This is a genomic window from Mesorhizobium sp. 113-3-3, assembly GCF_016756495.1.
Classification (GTDB): Bacteria; Pseudomonadota; Alphaproteobacteria; order Rhizobiales; family Rhizobiaceae; genus Mesorhizobium.
Genome location: NZ_AP023243.1, coordinates 5,734,613 through 5,753,213, shown reverse-complemented (window position 1 = coordinate 5,753,213; position 18,601 = coordinate 5,734,613). Strand labels below are relative to the sequence as shown.

The following is an 18,601-nucleotide window of genomic DNA, read 5'->3' as shown; positions in this document are numbered from 1 at the left end:
TTGGTGAAACCCCAAAATATTTCTTGCGGCGATTTTCCCTTTATAATCAAAAGCGTAGCTTTCTGACGGACGGCGCGTCGGATTCCGGTGCGCGTGACGGCCGCCGCCCTGTTCCATGAGCGCCTTTTCGCGATCGACGAAGCTCGTCGAGCATTGTTCCCAGTGCGAGACATGACCAAGCAGGCATTTCGCCCGCGCACGGCAGGCTGGCGTCACTTGTCGAGGCTGACTCGAACCGCTCGCCAAGCAAGGACAAGTGCACTATGCTCTCGTCTCCTGCGGTATCGAGATAGGTTGTCCTGGCGGGGGCGTTCCATGTTCGAAGGCGTCGCATTCTGTCGAAAAGTGCGGGCGAAGGCAGCAGCCCTGGGATTGGTGCTTGCCGCGCTGCTGGGCTTGCTGGTCTTCGGACCGCACGCCGCCAACGCCGCGCCGAACTGGACGCTCGACCCTGACGCCTCGGTGCTCACCTATCAGTCGGTCAAGAAGAACACGATCGTCGAGACCAACAAGATCAGGAATATCACCGGCACGCTCAGCGCCGCGGGTGATGCCAAGGTCAGCTTCGATCTCAATTCCGTCGACACGGGCGTCGACCTGCGCAATGTGCGCATGCGCTTCCTGTTCTTCGAGACATTCAAGTTTCCCACGGCCGAACTGACGGCGAAGGTCGACCCGGCCGCCTTTGCCGACTTGCCGGCCAAACGCCGGATCAAGGCTACCTTGCCGTTCCGGCTTAGCCTGCATGGCGTCGACAAGGATCTGGAAGCGAGCGTCGTCGTCACCATGATCAGCGACACTCAGGTTTCTGTGGCGTCAGAGGCTCCCGTCGCGGTGCATGTCGAGGACTTCGGCCTGCTGCCGAACGTCGACAAGCTGCAGCAGGCAGCCAATGTGACGAACATCGTGCCCACCGCCTCGGTTTCTTTCGACTTCGTCTTTGTCGCCGACGGCAGCAAGCCGGCCGCGGTGAAGACGGTCGCCGCCGGGACCGCCGATGTCGGTCCCGTGGCCACCGATGCCGCCAAAGCCAATTTCAGCGACGAGGAATGCCTCAACCGGTTTGCCGTGTTGTCGCGCACCGGCGCCATCTATTTTCGCCCGGCCAGCGCCCGGCTCGACGCCAAGAGCCGTCCGCTGCTCGCCGAAGTCGAAGGTGTGGTCGGCAAATGCCCGACCCTGAAGGTGGAGGTGTCCGGCTACACGGATTCGGACGGCTCGCCCGAGGCAAACAAGGCGCTCTCCGAACGGCGCGCGCAGGCGGTTGCCGAAGCGTTGGTCGCCGATGGCGTGCCGCGTCAGCAGATCAGTGCCGCCGGCCATGGCGAGGAGAGCCCGGTCGCCGCCAACGATACGCCGAAGAACAAGGCGCTCAACCGGCGGATCGAATTCTCCGCCACGAAACTCGCGAACTGAGGTCGGGGTGGGCTCCCGGACAATCGCGTCTTGCGCAGTCTTGCTTCGCGGCGCCGGCCTTGTCGCGCTTGTCCTGCTTTTGACTTTGACGGCCGCCAGCGCCGAGCGCCGTATCGCGCTGGTTCTCGGCAACTCGCAATATCAGCACGCCGCGCCGCTCGCCAATCCCGCACGCGATGCCCAGGCGATGGCCGAGCGCCTGCAGGACCTTGGGTTCGAGGTGGTCTCCGGCTTCGACCTCACCAAGCAGCAGACACAGACCACGGTCGCCCAGTTCGCCAAGCAGGTGCGCGGCGCCGATGTGGCGCTCTTCTTCTATGCCGGCCATGGCCTGCAGGTTTCGGGCAAGAACTATCTGCTTCCGGTGGATGCCGCGCTCGAGGACGAGACCTCGCTCGACTTCGAGGCCGTGTCGGTCGATTTCATCTTGCGCCAGATGTCCCGCGAGACGAGCATAAGGCTGGTGTTCCTGGACGCGTGCCGGGACAATCCCCTGGCCGACGTGCTGGCAAAGACCGCCGGCATCAAGGGTGCAAGCAGCGGCCTTGCGGAAATTCCGATCGAGAACGGCGGCGCCGGAACGCTCGTCGCCTTCGCCGCCAGTCCCAACCAGCTCGCCTATGACGGATCCGGCGACCACTCGCCCTTCACGACGGCATTGCTTCAGCACATTGGGGAATCCAATGTCTCCATCACCGAGGCGATGAACAGGGTGACCAGCGACGTCTTCAAGGCGACCGCCGGCAAGCAACGCCCCTGGATCAATGTCTCCTTGACCACCGAGGTTGTCCTGCACAACGTCGATCTCAATGCGCCGCTGATCGTCGGCGAAGCGAGCACCCCGCAAGCCGAAGCCGGCTCAGACACGCGCAACACCGGCGCTTCGTCAGGCCAGAATGCCGACCAGCTTGCGCTTGATGCCCTGCGTGCGAAAATCCCGAAGCTGGCTAGCGACGGTCCCATCCTTTTCGATCGCCCCGTCAAGTTCGGCGACCCGGCGATCGACGGCAAGAGCATCGCCCAACTGATCAAGAGCGAACCGCTTTTCAGTCCGGTGGAAGGCCTCGACAAATCGGTCTGGCAAGGCAAGCACTGCGACACCTGCCATGAGTGGAATGAGGCCCGGCTTTGCGAGCAGGCGAAGAATTTCGCCGCCAACGACGTCTCGGTCCTGCGCCTGCAGCATCCGCTCGGTACCCGCTTCAAGGTCGCGCTGGCCAGATGGGCGCAAGGCGGCTGCCAATGATGCCGGCCTGATGCAGGCGATGGCGGACGGCGCGCAGGGGATCCGCGAATGCCGTTACGCCTCCATCTCCGCCATCTGGATGCCCATTTCGACGAAGGCCGAAAGCACGGCAAACCGGTCCGCCAGCGAGGCGCGGGCCAGCCCGGCCAGGATTCCGGCATTGACGGCATGGGCGGCAGGAAATCCGGTCGCCACCATATCGAGGGTCGGGTCGCGCCATACCGCTGCCAGGGCGATCCAGGCGGCCGGCGTCGCCGGCGGCAGGTCCAGGGACTTGCTCAAGACTGCCTGATGGTGAGGATTGTCCGGTTCGCCGACGCGGTCGTGGACAAGCGCCAGCAATTCGAGATCTCGGTCCGCGAGCAGCTCGGCGAGATGGCTCAGGCATTCATGTCCCCACCAGACGGCGGCTCGCTCGGGCAGGAGGTAGGCACAGAACGTGACGGCTTCTTCCGGCACGCGCCCGGCAAGCAGGGTCCGGCAAAAATCAAGCGGCGGCTGGCCGGTGGCCAGCGATTTCATGTCCCTGGCGATGGCGGGACAAGCAAGAAACAGATCCCTTGCCGTTCTGTATCCGAGTTCATTGGCCATGGCTGCTACACCCCAAGAGCCATCAGAACAGCACTCAAGCCTGTGGCCGGGCGCTGGTCAAGCGCCAGTTGCCGGCAGGTGGCGGCCACGAGCGCCACGGGCGGCATGCGTTTGTTCACAGACAACCGCTTCCCGATTTGGTATGATAGGCGCCAGCGAGATACTCTCAGACAGGAGTGACGGTCATGCGATGGGGCAGTTCAGCCTTGGCATTGGCGGCCATGCTTCTTTCAGCGCACGCCTTCGCCGATCCGCTTCAGAAATCGGAAGACATCGTCAAGTTCTTCGCCGGACAGACCGGCAATCTGGGTGCCGCGCGCGGCATCTGCGTCGGCACGGAGGAAGAGTGCAAGAGCAAGGCCGAGAAGACTGGCTCGGCTCAACAGAAGACCGGTCTCGACATGATGATCAATTTCGCCCTTGATTCCGCGCAACTCGACCAGACGGCGCGCGCCGAGCTCGACGAGTTCGCCAAGGCGCTGAAGGACAATCGGCTGAGCACGTTCAGCTTTGTCGTAGAAGGTCATACCGATGCGACCGGCCCGGATCGCTACAACCAGGATCTGTCGCAGCGGCGGGCCCAGTCGGTGGCGGCTTTCCTCGAAGCGAACGGCGTTGAATCGGCGCGGCTCGAAGCGATCGGCCTTGGCAAGTCGCACCCGCGGGTCGCCAACCCTTACGATCCGGTCAACCGGCGGGTGGAAATGCGCATCAGGACCGAGTAGGCGGTCGCCGCCAGGCCGATATGCTTTTCGTGGAATTGCTCTAGCGGCAAAAGGGAACTCGTCCAACGCGGGTTCCCTTTGACTGGCTATGATCAATATCTCATCGCGCCGCCGATCACGACGCCGCTGCCGAAAATCAGCGCCTTGGTCAGAAAGTCATTGGTGTCTCTCCGTCGCGGCTCGTCGCGCATCACAATCTCCCTGTTGCGCCGGCGCTCGACGATCTGCTGTCTTCGAGGTTTCCGCTGCGCCACCGGTTTCAACGTGCGGGTCTTCTGTATGACCTGTTTTTTCGGTGGTGCGGTGCGAACCTGGTCGGCGGCCGAGGTACGAACGGCCGAGCCTGGATTTGCGTTCGTGTCGAGCGCTGCGACTTGCTTACCCACCGTCGGGTCCTTCAACTGGTCGATGTTGAGCTTCGCCACCGTGGCGAAACTACCGTTCGGGAACTGGTCGAGGTAGGCCTCGTAGTAGGGAATGGCATTCTTCTTCGAAGCCTCGTCCCAAAGGCGCTGCTCGACCTCCCAGGAGGGCGGCTCGCTGGCCACGGGGGCGGGCGCTGCCGCCGTCTTGCCGGCGTCGGCCACCGGCGCTGCGGCGGGCGGGGCTGCTTGTGCCGCTGGCTTGCCGAGGAAGACCTCGCGCCCAAGCGATGCATTGTGCCACGGCCGCTGCCGGCCCTGCGTGGCCTCCGTCACGTCGCCGCGCACGCGCGTCAGCGCGCTCTGGATCTCGACGCCTGGTTCTGTCAGGTGCCTGGCCAACGCCAGCGAGTAGGGGCTGTCGACGCCGTCGCCGTCGAAAGCGATCGCGCCGGGATCCGTTGCATAAGCAATCAGGACACCGCCGGAGCCGATACCGTCTGCCTTTGCATCCGCCGGCGCGAGGCCGGCGCCAAGCGAGCGGCTCTTGGGCAGAGCCGCAGCCAGGGTACGACCCAGCGGATTGTCGCGGCAGGCATCGAGGATGATGACGCCGACGGCGGGATCGGCAGGCAGCGCCGCCATGAATTCGTCGATCTGAACCGTGCGGGTCTTGAGATAGGCGGGCGAGGTCAGATCGGCATCGACCGGTATGAGATAGTTCTTGCCGTCGACCTGCATGCCGTGGCCGGCGTAGAAGATGACCGCAAGGTCGGCGTTGTAGGATTCTTCGGTGAATTTGCTGATCAAGCCATGCATGCCGGCATTGTCCTGGTCGACGCCCTCGATCACTTCGAAGCCGGCCTTGCGTAGCGTCGACGCAATTAGGTGGGCATCGTTCGCCGGGTTGGGCAAGGCAACGGCGTTGACATATTTGCTGTTGCCGATGACCAGCGCGACACGCTTACCCTCGGCTGTTGCGGCCTGGACACCGAAGGCGGCAAGGATGGAAAGGACAAGTCCGCTCAAAAGGATGGCAAACGATTTCATGGATCAGCCCTCCGCTCATCGGGGCACGCTATTGATCTCTGCGCATGCTCAGCGACAAAGTCGCTTCAGCCAAAATGGCTCTCAGGCTTATGTCGCCCCGACGGCGGTTTAGGTTCACCGGAAGTACCCTGGCCGCTGCAAATATTTGCCGATACGCCAGTCGTCAGGGTCAAAACCGATCGACCAGGCGATCGTCGTGCCGCTTTGAGCCGGGACGATCACTAGCCCGGCTCAAGTGTCTCCTGGATTGAATTGAGCAGCGCGGTTATCGCCTGCTTGTACTTCTCGAACTCCGGCGACGTCTGGCGGACCTCGGTCGTGGTAGTCGCCGGCTGGGTCTGATCGGTCACCATGCGCGGCGCTTTCTGCCCCATTTTCCGCTCGGCCCAATCGATGACGTAGCCGACGGTCTTGCCGGTCAGGAACGGGTTGGCCTGGATGACGGCTGCGCCCAGAACGGCGCTCAATTGCGACGAACCCGGCGCCGCCAGCACCTGATGCGCCCCCTCCATGCCAAGGAAATGGCAAAGATACAGGCGACCGGCAGTGATCTGGTGGCCGCGGGCGCGCAGATAAGCCTCCCCTTCGCGCGCCAGGTTGCGCACCATTTCGCGCGACAGCGTCGCGTCATAGCGAAGCGCGAGCAGGTCGGCGGTCGACAGCGACCGGGCAAGGTCGGGGCGATAGGTGTTCATCATCCGGATCCAGGTCTTGGTGATGAACTGGCCGGCGCCGGTTGCCGACGAGTTGGGGTTCTTGGCGCGGGCGCTGCCGCCGCTTTCGACATGGACGATCCGGTCGGTCAGGGTCTCGACCGCGGAATCGCCGGGCCCGGAACTGATGGAAACGGCGGTGGCGACCGCGGTGACTGTGCCCAGCGGGTCGATCGCCTCGCCGTTCTCGTAGAGCTCGAAATGCAGATGCGGGCCGGTCGAAAGCCCCGTTGTGCCGATATAGCCGATGACGTCGCCGGCCTTGACCTTGGTGCCGATGCCGCTGGCGATGGCGAATTTTTGCATATGCGCGTAGCGCGTCTCGCGACCGTTGGCATGCGTGATCTTCACCAGATTGCCATAGCTGCCGCCATCGCCCTGGAAGGAAATCTCGCCGTCGAAAGCGGCCATGACCGGCGTCCCGACCGGAGCCGCCCAGTCGACGCCCTTGTGGATCCGAACCGTGCCGAGGATCGGATGCTTGCGCGGGCCGAAGGTCGACGTCATCACGCCTGCGACCGGCGTGACCATGCCGTTGGTGACGCTCAGCGAACGAACCTGATCATCGCCGGTCACGCAGGCATACTGGCCGTCGCTTTGCAGGAAGACGAAGCAGTCGAGGTTCTTGTCCTTGCCCAGGACGCCGACGTAAAGTACCCGTCCGGAGATCTCGCCCTGGCCGCGCGGCGTCTGCGAGTAGATCATCACCAGGCGCTGGTCCTCGCTGGCGAAAGCGTCGAGATCCTGTCCCCTCGACAGGTACATGATCGCTTCGCCGATCACGCTTGTCGGCACCTTGTTGCGTGCCGCGGTCGAGTAGATTGCGTCGAGCAGCCGGTACTGCCGCTTGGGCCCGCCCTGGTCCGAGGCACCGGAATAATTGAAGAGGTCCTCGCGAACCCAGGGGTCGACGCCTGAAACGAAGGCGCCCGCCGCGTTGCGCGTCAGCGTACCGACATAGACGTTCCTGGCGTAGACCGAGACCTGCATCAGCGACATCGCCGTCGTCTCCCGGTTCGGCCGGAAGCCGCGCATGGCGACCACGAAACCGGCCTCGAGCCCATCGCGCCCGAACAGCGCTTTCAGCGCTTCGCCCGCAAGCCTGGCATCGTCGGCTGAGAAATGCGCATCGAGCACCACGCTGTCCAGGCTGCGGTCGTTGAGGATTTTCACGAAAGTGTCCTCCGTCGCCGCGAAGCGCTGATATTCGCTGGTGACGGTCGCTACGGTGGTGTTGTTCTCGATCGGGGTTTTCTTGAAGGCCGGGAGCGCTGCCTCGCCCTGGTCGATGGTCTCGCCCCAGCCGGCCTCGGGGTCGTCCGCGTCGGCTTTGGGCGCCGAACCGGCGGAGGGTTCGCCCGCGTCCGGCGGCGCCTGCAGGTCGTTCGCCAGATCGCCAGCCTGGTCGCCGGGCGCCGCGGCCGGTGCGGGGGAGGTCGATTGCTGATCGTCCGGGGCTGCGGTCGAAGGCTTCGGTGCAGTCTGCCGCTGCGCCTTGAAGAAGGCAAAATCCTCCTGCGTCGACGGGATCGTCGTCATGAACTTCTCGCTGGCGCTCAGCATCACATCGGAAAGAATTTCGATCTGCGGCGAGGCCCCGGAACTGTCGAGTTCGGCCGGGCGCGCAACCGTGTGGCCCTTCGTGGCGGCGTCCGCATCGGGCGCCAGCGTGATCCACATCGGGTCACCGGCAAGGTCGATGATGGCAGGCACATAGACCGAGGCGTCGGGCGGCACGTCTTCCATGCCTTCGACGGGATGCAACTCCTCATCCTCGTCGCCGAACGACCAGTTGTCCCTGGTAAGGTAGAAGCCGGTGGCGATCGCGATGACGGCGAGCGTGGCGACGCCGGCAACAACGCGACGCCAGAGTTTGCGTCTGCGCTCGGCCAGGCGCGCCAGTTTCTTCCGTTTGAAGCTCGTGTCGATGCTGTGCGTCACGGGCTGTTTCCGGTCAGGAAATACGTCCAGCGCACCTGCTCCAGCGTATCGACCTCGACGAAACGCGCCGCGATATGACCGCGCTGCCAGCACTCGTCGATGCCACGGATGGAGAAGCGGCGCCGATCAACGCACATCTCGGTCGATCCGTTGAGGATCGCATGGCCGAACACGTCGGTCGCGTAGAGGTAGATGTAGCGGTTGGCCAGTTCCTCGCGGATGACGTTCACGCACTGGTTGGCGCCGATGGTCCACCAGCCGTCGGTCTGGTCGGCATTGTCGACCTTCTGTCCGACGGCGAGGTTGACGACGTCGAGCGTCTGGTTGCAGACGGTGAATTCGGCATGCGCCCTGTTGGTCGAGAGGACAACGAGCAGCGCCGCGCCGAACAGCGCGCAAGATGCCAGGCGGCCGCGGAAGTCCGGCAACAATCGGAACCAGCTACGCTTTGTGCGTGACGAGGGCCGGCAAAATGGATGCGAGGGGCGAAGGTCCATCGGCGTTCATATCTATCCGCCGAGCCGGAAATACTTGGCGGTGGCGGAGAACCGCGAGCCGTCGGCGCCAATCTCCTCGATGATCTTTGGCAAAAGCTCGGCGACCGGTGTCGGTCTCGAGAACATCGCTGCCTGGATGTCCTTCGGCCCGGTGATCACCAGCATGATCTGCGGCAGCGCCTTGCCGGCCGCCTTGTCGGCGGCGGCCAGACCGATCGGAATGTTGAAGATCGCCTTGTCGGTCTGCGCCACGATGCGGTCATCGAGGTTGAAGGCGATGCCCTTGTGGTCGATCAGCATGACGTTGGAGACCAGCCCGCCATGCGTTGTCAGCGTGCCGCTGATCGGCGCGCCATCCGGCACCGATGTCCGGTCGAGAACGAGTTGCGGACTGTCCACCTGGTTCCGGTCAAGGACGCGCAGGAAGTTGGTCACTTCACACTGCGGCTGCTCGATGAGGCGGACGTTGATGTCCGGCTCGAGATGGAACCTCGAGCGAAAATCATTGAGCATCTGCTCGAAGGGCCGCACGGCTGTTGCGAAGCCTTCGATGGCGACGGCGCTGCCGGTTTGCGATGTCAGGGACGCATAGAAACAGTCGCCACCGCTGAAGTCGCGCACCCATGAAGCGCGTTGCGCGGTCTCGTCGACCGGCTTCGCCGGCGGTACCGCCGGCTTGGGCACATTGATCGCGACCTCGGTATTTTCGGGCGGCTTGGCTGCCGGCGGCTGCGGTTGCTGGGACGGCTGGGCTGTCTGTGTCGGCTCCGATGGCGAGGTTGATGGCGTCGGCTGGCTGGCGGCCGGCGCCGAGGATGCCGGTTTGGCCGGCGGGCTGGTCGGCTGCGCCGGCAACTGGCTCTCCGAGGCCGGCGGCGAGGAAGCCTCCGGCTTGGTCAACTTGGAAATGATATCGATGATGTCCGTTGCGCTGGGTTTTGTCGCCGGCGGGTTTGCCTCCTGCGCCGGTTCTGCCTCCGCCTGGCCTGGCGCGGACGTCTTCGGCGGATTCGTATTTTCCTCGGCCTTTGGCGCCGGCGTTTGGGCAGGCTTGATCTCGACCGGAGGCACTTGCGCCTGATTGTTGGCCGTCAAATCGGGCTGGGCCGCAGGCGGCGCCGGCTTCTCGACGGGTGGCGCTGCCGGCGCCTGCTCGGCGGGTTGCCGGGCTTCTGTTGCCGGCGCCACCGCGGGCCCGGGGGTCGGCGTGGGGATTTCGGTGGGCTTGGCCGGCTCCGGTTTCTGTTCGCCCGCGGCGTCCGCCTGGTTCTCCGCCGGCTGCACCGGCGGCTGAGCTTCCGGCTGCGGCGTTTGAGCCACCGGCCCGGGGGCCTCCACAACGGGTTTGGGCGCCGGCTTCGGTGTCAACGGTTTGAGTTTCTCTTCGGCCGGCGGCGGCGCCAGGATCCCGCTGAAGTAAAGGCCGCCCCCCAACAGGACCGCCAGCGTCACGAGGCCGCCGGCGACAGCCGGCATCCGCGACGATTTTCGCGCCGCGGCCGGCACGGGCGTGCTGACCGGCGCGGGCGCCGGCGCAGGCCGCGGTTGTGACAGGTGCGCCGGCCGCACATGTTCAACAAAGGGCTTTTCGCCGGCGGGCGTCGAAGGCTGCGGCCCGGGCTCGGTCAGCGCCGTCCAGCCGGCGCGCGGCAGGCCCGAGCGGTCACGCGGACCATACGATGCCGGCGGCAATGTCACCTCGACATCCTCGCCGCGCGTTGCCCTGGCGATCTCGGCCATGCTGGCCGGCCGATCGCGCGGATCCGGCTGCAGCATCGCGCCAATGAGCTCCTGGAAATCGGGGTCGATGTCAGACAGGTCCGGCACGGTCCGGCGTTTCTCGATCACCTCGTACTGCGAGCCGCTCATATCGAGCGGCTTTCCGCGCAACGCCGCGGCGAGCACCAGTCCGAGGCTGTAGATATCGGACTGCTCGCTGACCTCGCCGCCATAGAGGCCGAGCTGTTCGGGCGAGACGTAATTGTATTTGCCGGCGAACTTGCCGCCGATCAGCGTTTCACCGCCTACGGCCGCCGACCGGGCGATGCCGAAATCGATGATCTTGGCGGCTTCCACCTGCCCGCCAGGCAGGATGATGTTGTCCGGCGAGAGGTCGCGGTGAACCGCGCCCGCCCGATGCACGGCGGCGAGCCCCGACGTCAGGCGATGGCAAAGCCGCCGCACTTCTTCCGCCGGCATCGGCCCGCGACGCATCACGTCGAACAGCGACTGGCCGTCCACGAACTCCATCGCCAGATAGGGGCGGCCGATCCTCGGATCGATGGTGAAGACGTGATAGCGCACCACCGCGTCATGCGACAGATGGTTGAGGATCGACGCCTCCTTGCGGAACAGCGACAGGATCGTCTGATCGCGGGCGAATTCGGGCAGTACGATCTTGATCGCCACATGGTCGCCGGTCTGGATGTTGTGGCCGCGATAGACTTCTCCCATGCCGCCGGAGGCGATCCTCTCGTCCAGTTCGTAAATGCCGCTGAGCTGCGTGCCGACGCCGGCATAGGTGTCGTTCGTCGATATGCGGGTCTTGTCGTCGTCGCTCATCTCGCCAGGCTCTCCGCTCCGGACCGATCCGAATGGAGCGCACCGTTGCGCCCGCCGCCGATCTTCACGAGTACGATGGTCACATTGTCGGTTCCGCCGCGCGCCAGCACCGTCTCCAGCAGGCTTCGGCACGCCGCCTGCGGCGTTGCGGATTTCACGGCGGCTTCGATCTCGGCGTCGCTGACATGCGCCGTCAGTCCGTCGGTGCTCAGAACGAAAACATCCCCCGGCATCAGCTCGCCCTGCTGGAAATCGATCTCGAGCTCATCGCTGACGCCGACGGCATGGGTGATGACGTGGCGGCGCGGCCAGTTGAGCGCTTCCTCCGCGCTGATCATGCCGCGGTCCAGCAGTTCCTGGACCTCGGTGTGATCCTTCGAGACCTGAAAGATCGCGCCGTTGCGGACCAGATAGATGCGGCTGTCGCCGGCCCACAGGCCAGCGAAGCGTCCGTCCATGGCAAGCAAGGCCGCGAAGGTGGAGCCGATGGTGATGCCGCGCGATCGCGAGATGTCGCGGATCTCGGAATTGGCGCGGCTCAGCCGGTCCTCGAAGCGCGCGCGAAGGTCCGGCGCCGAGCTGGCAATGCCGATCGTGGCCAGATGATCGACGATGCTGGCCGACGCGACCTCGCCGGCCTCGTGCCCGCCCATGCCATCGGCCACCACCCAGAGCCCCGTCTGCGGCTCTATCAGGTAGTTGTCCTCGTTGTGGTCGCGCACGCAGCCCTTGTGGCTCACGCCGAAACTTTCGATGGGAAGGGCGACGGTGCTCAATTTGCCACCAAGCGCTTCGCGAGCGTCCTCTGTGACCAAGCATGGACAGCATGCCCGGGCCACTTTGCCACAAGCGCATACATTAGAGTACCGAAATGAGGACCGTGGCCGGCGGTGCGCTGGAACACAGCCATGTCAGAACGCCTTCGGACAGCTGAAGCCCGACAGGGCCGGTAGCAGGAAGGGATTGGCCCCCGGTCCGGCCTGCATCGTGTAGGCGACGTCTCGTCCGCCGATCACGAAACGGGCTTCGGTGTTGGCGCCGTTGGCGATGATGGTCGCCTTGTCCAACAGACGCTTCAGGGCCCACGGTCCTTCGAATTTGAGGGCGGAGTCGCGGCCTGGCATTTCCGGCAACAGGCTGAGGCTGGCGGCACCGGAGGCCGTGCCGTTCGGCCAGGTCACGGTGCTTGGCGCGCTTCCGGCCTGACTGCTCTGGACGGTCTGGCCGTCGATGTTGAGAACCGCGCTGTCTGCGTCGCTGTTCAGCGAAAAAGGCGTGATGGTGATCGAAACCGACGGCACCGAGCCGCCGGAAGGGAAGAAGGCGCTGCGGATTTCGGCGGCCGCCTGAAATGATTTCAAGGTCGACTTCGCCAGGTCGCGGCTGGAGCGGGCATCCTGTCTCCAGGTCCATTCCTGGCCGGTCATGTCGATCAGCGGCGCAAGGTTCTGCGCGAAGAAGCGGTCCATCAGCCCGCCCGGCGCGAAGAGCCTGGCGAAATCCGCCATCGAGATCTCTTCCGTGCCGTCACCGGCGAAGGGATAGCGACCGTTGACCGCCTCCTCGCAGGCTCGTGTGACCGTCTGGTCGAGGCTCTGGTTGAGGTTGGCCACCGAGGCTTCGGCGACATTGCCTTCGAACTCGTCCGCCGCCGCATTGACCATGCGCGCGAGCGGCTTGGGAAGGCGCGAGGCATTGGCACGCATCGTGGAGATCTGCAACTGCAGGTTGGCATTGACGCGTTCGGTCTGTGAAGGGACATCGGCCGAAAGCTTCAGGCTTTGAAATATGTCGCGGAAATTCCGCGTCAGCGCATCCAGCGGCCGCCGTCCACTGGCGCCGCTGACCAGGGCCTGGAACGATCGAAACTGCGCCTCGACCCCCGTGCCGGCATTCTGCGCGACAGCCGAATCCAATCCGGCCCGGCTCTGCGACTTGCCGCCGGCGATCTGCAGGCCGATGCGCGCCAGGCCTTTGGCCATGCTGGCGGGGTCCTCTTGCGCCGTGCTGCCGGCCTCGGCCGTGGTGTCCTGCTTCGTCAATGCAGTCTCATCGGCGATCGCCGTGAACAGCTGATCGAGAGGCGAGTCCGGCGCGGCGAGGGCGGAAAGCGCGAGATACTGCGGCTTGTCCTTGAGCAGCGGCTTGAACTTCAGCTGGTCGAGTACGCGGTTCCATGCGGAGGAGAATTCCTTGCCGTAGCGGTCGATCAGTTCGGGGCCGAGCTTGGGCAGGTCCTGGTCGATGCCGCCCTGTTCGCCGCCCCCGCCGAGCACCCACTGGTCGTTGACGAGCATTTGCGCGATGCGTGAGAGCTGCGGCAGGAAGAAGCGGTTGAAGCCGGCGCGCGTGTAAAGTCCGGGAACGTTGAGATCGGCGAGGTCGCTGCCGTCCATGCGTTCGAACAGGAGCTGCGCCTCAGGGCCGGCTTTCGCGGCGACGGAAAGGTCTTCCAGCCTTGCGGCGTAGACCGCCGACTTGATCAGCGCCGAAGCGCGGTCGGCAAGGCTCATGCGCCCAAGCGAGCGTTGCGCGGCTTCGATCAGCGGCTGGTTGAGCTCAAAGACGGGATCGTAGGCGTCGTCGAGGGCGAGCATGGCGCGCAGATGCTTTTCGAGTTGGGCGCGGCCCTCGCGGTTGTTCTCGCCGGGATAGCGGTTCTCTTCCCAATCCTGCCTCATCCAGGAGACAATCAACTCGTCATCGACCTTCGGAGCCTTGCCGCCCAGCATCAGGTAGATCTTCAGCGGTTCGTAGAGCGCGATGGGATCGGCCATTTTGGCCTGGATGGTGCGCTCGGCCTGCACCAGGAGCCGGGAGCGGAATGTCCGCTCGAGCGCTTGCCGGTAGGCGGTCCTGGAGGCCGACAACAGCCTCTCGCGCTGGCTGAGCCCGAACGTCTCCTCGATCGGCTTTGCCTGGTCGCCGTTCTCGAAGCCGGCCGGCAGGTTGCGCAACTGGTCGAGCGGGCCGATGACGTTTTCCAGGTCGACGTCGGTCACCGTCGTGCTCTTGAGCAGCGGCTCGGCGCTGTCGCGATACTGTGCCATCGCCTGCCTGGTGGAGGCGATCAGCGATTTGTTGGCGAAGAAGCTGAGGCCAAGCACGCCGAGAGCCGCCAGGGCCGCCAGCGCAATGGCGGCGAGGCCGCCAAATCTCGCAAGCCTGGCGCGCCGTTCGGCCGCCCGGTCGAAGGATACCCAGCCCGATTCCGGGAAGATCACATGGGTCAGCAGATCATGCAGGAAGAAGCTCTTGCCGGTGCCGGAAAGATGCGCCTGCGAGGTGCTGCCGAAGCTGCGGCCGATTGCGCCCAGCACCTGATCGAACGGTGTTCCTTCCTGAGTACCGGAAGAGAAATAGAGGCCCCGCAGGCTGACATTGACATGCGATCGAGACGTATCGAACAGGCTGGCGATGAAATGCGTTATCCGGTTCCCCAGGGCACCGAACTGAGCCGGGAAGCCGAAGATGGCAATGCGCGCCACCGGGTCGGCCTCTTCCTGCAGGCGATCGACGACTTCCTCCGCCAAGCGCTTCGCCAGCCCGTCGAATTCGGCTGGCGCCTCGCCGGCCATGTTCCTCGTGCGATCGGCGGTCTGGAACGTCGCGCCCCACACCTTGCGCCTGCGGGTTTCGTCGAATTGACCGAAATAATCCATGAAGCCGGAGACGAGATCGGCCTTGGTGAAAAGCAGATAGACGGGAAACTGGATCTTCAGCGTCTCGTGCAATTCGCGCAGACGGCTTCTTATCTCGGTGACATGCGCCTCGATATGCTGGTCGTCGAGGCCAATGAGATCGGCGAGGCTGATGGCCAGGATCAGGCCGTTGATCGGTTGCCTTACGCGGTTTTTCTTGAGCAATCCGAGGAAGGCAAGCCAGCTTGCCTTGTCGCGCTCGCGGTCCGATTCCTGCGTCGTGTAGCGGCCGGCCGTGTCGATCAGCACCGCCTCATCGGTAAACCACCAGTCGCATGACCGCGTGCCGCCGACGCCGGCCACCGGCTGGGCATTGCCGGAGCCCGCAAGCGGAAACTTCAGCCCGGAGTTGACGAGAGCCGTCGTCTTGCCGGCGCCTGGCGGGCCGATGATGATGTACCAGGGAATATCATAGAGGAAGTTGCGCTTGCCGCTGGTCCGCTTCAGCGTCGCGATGGCCTCGCTCATACGCGCTTCGAGCACCTGTGCATCGTCGTTGCGCTCGTCGCTGCGCACGATGGCCGCCTCGAGCGCCTTTTGCGCCTTGCGCCTTTGCCAGAAGCCGATGCCATAGAACAACGCCAACACGGCCACCGTCACCCCGATGATGAGCGCCCTGAGCCACACGGATCCAAGCGGGCGGGTATCGGCGAAGCGGATCAGCGGTCCGGCATACCAGACGGCGGCCGAGAAGCCGGCGAGCGCAAACACGCTGAATATCCGCAGCCCCCAGCGCATCAGTTGCCGTTCTCCGCCGAGCCGATCTGCAAGGTCTCCTGTTTCGGGATCATCACGTCGACGCGGCGGTTCCTGGCGCGGCCTTCCGCCGTCCCGTTGTCGGCGATGGGCTCGTCTTCGCCCTTGCCGTCCACGCTCAGGCGCGATGGATCCTTCAATTGCGTGGCGATCATCGCCTGCACGGCTTTCGCGCGGGCGACTGAGAGATCGAAATTCGATTTGAACGCGCTCGACTTCTTCGGCTTCACATTGTCGGTGTGGCCGACGATCCTGACCGGTCCGGATTCGGCGTCGAGCGCCGTGGCGATATCGGCCGCGATCGGCTGGAACTGCGCCTTCAACTCAGCCTGGCCGGATGCGAACAGAAGCTGGTTGCTGATCTCGACAACGATGAAGTCGCCCTTCGTGCCGACGTTCAGTCCGCCGGCGGCGATCTCCCGGGCGAGTGCGGCGCGGATGCGGTCGATCTGCGTGGTTTGCGGGGGAGCGGGTGGCGGCGGTTTGGCTTGCACCGGTTCGGCGGGCGCCGCCACGCTGGCGCGTTCAATGGTAACCGGGGTGGAAGGATTGAGCGCCAGCAGCGCGCCGGCGGTTGCATCGCCTTCATCGGTGATCAGGATCCGCAGCCCGAAAAAGGCCGCCGTCACCAGGGTCGCCGCGGCGGCTGCGATCGCCCACAGAGGCAGCCGCCCCCCTGGCCTGGCCATTGCCGCCGCCATGCCTTGCCACCGGGGCGAAATGTCCTCGGCGGCGCGCGGCCTGAAATAGCGCAGCGTGTCGTAGACGTCGCGCCGGACGCGCTCGAGCGCGTTGCGTTCGCCCGACAATCCGCGATACTGGCCCTCGAACCCCAGCGACAGGCAGGCATGCATCAATTCGAGCAGGTCGTAATGCGCGTCAGGCCTGGCGAGGAGGTTGTTCAGCGCTTCGTAGAAGCCGGTGCCTGTCGGTCGTGTGTGGAAGAACTGCGCCACCAGGCTGTGCTCAAGCCAGGTTTCCTTGTTCGTCCAGGGCAGGTTGCCGACCAAATCGTCGGCGGTTTCGCAAAGCGCAAATTTCGCGATCCGTGCGTCTTCTTCCCCGATGCCGGCTTTGGCGATGGCATGGTCGAAGGTCTCGAGGGCGTCCGTGATATGCTCCGCCAGGGCCGCGGCCTGCCGTTCGACCGGTATCAGCCGCAGCTGGCCGAACAGCATGAGCAGGGGAGCCGCGGCGGCAAGGATAGGATTTGTCGCGGCATACTTCACGCCAGCGGTGGCGTTGAGCAAGGCGTCCTGCTGCAACGCCGGCGCCGCTTCAGGCCCAGCTCCTTGGCCGGCCCCCTGAAAGACCACGGTCCCGGACGACCAGCCGGGGGGCATCTGCCGGCCGAGGCCGGGGTCGAACACCGTCGATTCCCTGGTGGGTGAGGGAGCAGCGGAACTGTCGGGAGCCGCGCGCGGCTTTTGCCTTGGCCGTGGCGCGCGGATGACGGTTTTGTCCGGCGGCTCGGAGGGATCGTCCTTCGAGCTCATCGGCGCGCGACCGTCGAGGGGGCAGGGGCATCTTCCAGGCGGGGTGAGCTGCGCGTACCAGGCCGGGTATCAACAGCAAGCCGAATGGAAAGACTGATCTTGCCGAAACATGACATTCCTGCACACGCCCCAAGCCACGCCGCTCTGCCAGCCAGGCAAGCACCCATGCGCTATCCTAGTCGGACCGGAAGCCGATTGAAACCGGGAAGCAGGATGATCAAGGAAGCAGCTTCTTCCACGGGGTCCCTCACACAGCCCGTAAGGGCGTTGCCGACGAGCGCGGCTATTTCTGCTTGTCGGCCTTGGCGTAGGCTTCGGCGAAATAGGCGAGGAAGACATCCAGCATGCCGTTTTCGTGCCTGTCCTCCATCGTCCGCCACGTTGCGACGAGCGCATCCCAGGCCTGGCTTTTCCTGGACGAAAAGGACGCGGGCGGGATTCTTTTGGCGATCGCCTCCGGCGACAGGTCGTCGAGCAGCCGCGAGAGCGCGGCCTGCATGGCGGCGTAGGTCGCGATTTCGTGGGTCTTCAGGTCGCGGAACGCATCCTCGATACTATGCCTGGCATCGAGATAGCCGGCCCTGCGCCTGGCAAACATGATTTCGAGTATGTCGTCGGTGCCCGGCACGAATTTCAGCGGGTTGTTGTCCTCGGCGCCGATCATCGTGCGGTGCGCGCTCTTGGCGAGCACCTTGGCGGCGGCGCGCGCCTTGAGCAGCAGGGACAGTTGCTCGACCGTAGTTCTCAACACCGCGCCGATCTCGGCAGCGACGTCATGCGGGTCGCGCGACTGCAGCAGCTCCGGCGACAGGCCGGCCGCCCTGGCGATATCGCGCAGTAGACCGTCCGCTTCCCCTGGCTGCCTGGCCGGGACATTCGGGCTGGGCTGCCGCGCCGAAGACACCGGCATGACTTCGGCCGGGCGCTGCTCCGCCGGATTGTGGAACAATGCGCTGCCGGGTTCCAGCGGCGTTCCCGTCGAGGGCGGCAACTCGCGTTGCGTCGAACCGGTCCTGGTTTGCGGATATCCGGTGGCGACGCGCTCTTCGTCGACCGAAACGGCGACGACATAACGGCCGATCAGCAACCGGTCGCCTTGGGTCAGCCGATGCGGCGCCTTCATGCGCTGGCTGGAACCGTTGACGAAAGTGCCGTTGCGCGAGACGTCATGAAGCCAGAACGAGCCCGCCTGATAGCGGACTTCGCAATGCCGGCCCGAGATGACCTTGTCGGGATCGGACAGCGTCCAGTCGCAATTTTCGCGCCCGATCTCGAAGCTGCGGTCGCGCGCGGCATAGCTCGCCGCGATGCCTGGCGGCAAGCTGTCAACATTGCTGATCTGAAGCGAAATGAACATTCGACGCCACTGGCAAAGCTGAAATCCTAGACATTCTAGCATCTTGCCATCGCAGTGGGAGAGGTGCGTTCACTTGAATGCACGCCACGGTTTAGACATTGCTTCTGTTTGGCCTCCATCAAACATATGCTACGCTTGCGGCGGTCCGATGCGGTGAATTCGAAGACCTCCCGACCGTGATGCGGTTT

Annotated in this window: 12 protein-coding genes; 3 read left to right on the top strand and 9 right to left on the bottom strand. The window is 64.7% G+C overall.

Annotated elements, in window-relative coordinates; translation table 11 throughout:
• Positions 1 to 315: 315 nt before the first annotated feature.
• Together JG746_RS28090 and JG746_RS28085 are read left to right on the top strand one after the other, a co-directional pair.
• Positions 316 to 1,416: an OmpA family protein gene (locus JG746_RS28090; protein ID WP_202355683.1), complete on the top strand. Its 1,101-nt coding sequence runs from the start codon at positions 316 to 318 to the stop codon at positions 1,414 to 1,416.
• Positions 1,417 to 1,456: 40 nt separating this feature from the next.
• Complete coding sequence (locus JG746_RS28085; protein ID WP_244730484.1) at positions 1,457 to 2,662, top strand: caspase family protein; 1,206 nt, start codon at positions 1,457 to 1,459, stop codon at positions 2,660 to 2,662.
• Between the two features lie 54 nt (positions 2,663 to 2,716).
• Here the strand turns inward: JG746_RS28085 and JG746_RS28080 are convergent, their stop codons facing one another.
• Complete coding sequence (locus JG746_RS28080; protein ID WP_244730482.1) at positions 2,717 to 3,184, bottom strand: DUF6931 family protein; 468 nt, start codon at positions 3,182 to 3,184, stop codon at positions 2,717 to 2,719.
• A gap of 290 nt (positions 3,185 to 3,474) precedes the next feature.
• Between JG746_RS28080 and JG746_RS28075 the strand changes: the two genes are divergently transcribed.
• The gene (locus JG746_RS28075; RefSeq protein WP_202355681.1) at positions 3,475 to 3,978 is read left to right on the top strand and encodes an OmpA family protein; all 504 of its coding nucleotides are present in this window, start codon (positions 3,475 to 3,477) and stop codon (positions 3,976 to 3,978) included.
• A 92-nt stretch (positions 3,979 to 4,070) separates the two neighbouring features.
• Here the strand turns inward: JG746_RS28075 and JG746_RS28070 are convergent, their stop codons facing one another.
• The 8 genes from JG746_RS28070 to tagH form a co-directional block, all read right to left on the bottom strand.
• On the bottom strand, positions 4,071 to 5,390 hold the full coding sequence (locus JG746_RS28070; RefSeq protein ID WP_202355680.1) for a caspase family protein: 1,320 nt from the start codon (positions 5,388 to 5,390) through the stop codon (positions 4,071 to 4,073).
• 221 nt (positions 5,391 to 5,611) lie between these two features.
• On the bottom strand, positions 5,612 to 8,044 hold the full coding sequence (locus tag JG746_RS28065; RefSeq protein ID WP_202355679.1) for a M23 family metallopeptidase: 2,433 nt from the start codon (positions 8,042 to 8,044) through the stop codon (positions 5,612 to 5,614).
• A complete protein-coding gene (locus JG746_RS28060; protein ID WP_202355678.1) occupies positions 8,041 to 8,541 on the bottom strand; it encodes a DUF1036 domain-containing protein in 501 nt (166 codons plus the stop codon). Before JG746_RS28060 ends, JG746_RS28065 begins: the two co-directional genes overlap by 4 nt.
• Positions 8,542 to 8,553: 12 nt before the next feature.
• Positions 8,554 to 11,103, bottom strand: coding sequence for a serine/threonine-protein kinase (locus tag JG746_RS28055; RefSeq protein WP_202355677.1), 2,550 nt, complete (start codon positions 11,101 to 11,103; stop codon positions 8,554 to 8,556).
• On the bottom strand, positions 11,100 to 11,879 hold the full coding sequence (locus JG746_RS28050; RefSeq protein WP_202355676.1) for a PP2C family protein-serine/threonine phosphatase: 780 nt from the start codon (positions 11,877 to 11,879) through the stop codon (positions 11,100 to 11,102). The genes JG746_RS28055 and JG746_RS28050 overlap by 4 nt, the downstream gene beginning before the upstream one ends.
• A 135-nt stretch (positions 11,880 to 12,014) precedes the next feature.
• Positions 12,015 to 15,542, bottom strand: coding sequence for a type VI secretion system membrane subunit TssM (tssM, locus tag JG746_RS28045; RefSeq protein ID WP_202355675.1), 3,528 nt, complete (start codon positions 15,540 to 15,542; stop codon positions 12,015 to 12,017).
• Entirely contained in the window at positions 15,542 to 17,056 is a 1,515-nt protein-coding gene (gene tssL, locus JG746_RS28040) for a type VI secretion system protein TssL, long form (protein WP_202355674.1), read from the bottom strand. Before tssL ends, tssM begins: the two co-directional genes overlap by 1 nt.
• 283 nt (positions 17,057 to 17,339) lie before the next feature.
• Entirely contained in the window at positions 17,340 to 18,413 is a 1,074-nt protein-coding gene (gene tagH, locus JG746_RS28035) for a type VI secretion system-associated FHA domain protein TagH (protein ID WP_202355673.1), read from the bottom strand.
• Positions 18,414 to 18,601 lie beyond the last annotated feature (188 nt).

Bases quoted from the DNA above. Each gene is read 5' to 3' on its own strand.
- JG746_RS28090 (WP_202355683.1), top strand. From the start codon at position 316: ATGTTCGAAGGCGTCGCATTCTGTCGAAAAGTGCGGGCGAAGGCAGCA.
- JG746_RS28080 (WP_244730482.1), bottom strand. From the start codon at position 3,184: ATGAAATCGCTGGCCACCGGCCAGCCGCCGCTTGATTTTTGCCGGACC.
- JG746_RS28075 (WP_202355681.1), top strand. From the start codon at position 3,475: ATGCTTCTTTCAGCGCACGCCTTCGCCGATCCGCTTCAGAAATCGGAA.
- JG746_RS28070 (WP_202355680.1), bottom strand. From the start codon at position 5,390: ATGAAATCGTTTGCCATCCTTTTGAGCGGACTTGTCCTTTCCATCCTT.
- JG746_RS28060 (WP_202355678.1), bottom strand. From the start codon at position 8,541: ATGGACCTTCGCCCCTCGCATCCATTTTGCCGGCCCTCGTCACGCACA.
- JG746_RS28055 (WP_202355677.1), bottom strand. From the start codon at position 11,103: ATGAGCGACGACGACAAGACCCGCATATCGACGAACGACACCTATGCC.
- tssM (WP_202355675.1), bottom strand. From the start codon at position 15,542: ATGCGCTGGGGGCTGCGGATATTCAGCGTGTTTGCGCTCGCCGGCTTC.
- tssL (WP_202355674.1), bottom strand. From the start codon at position 17,056: ATGAGCTCGAAGGACGATCCCTCCGAGCCGCCGGACAAAACCGTCATC.
- tagH (WP_202355673.1), bottom strand. From the start codon at position 18,413: ATGTTCATTTCGCTTCAGATCAGCAATGTTGACAGCTTGCCGCCAGGC.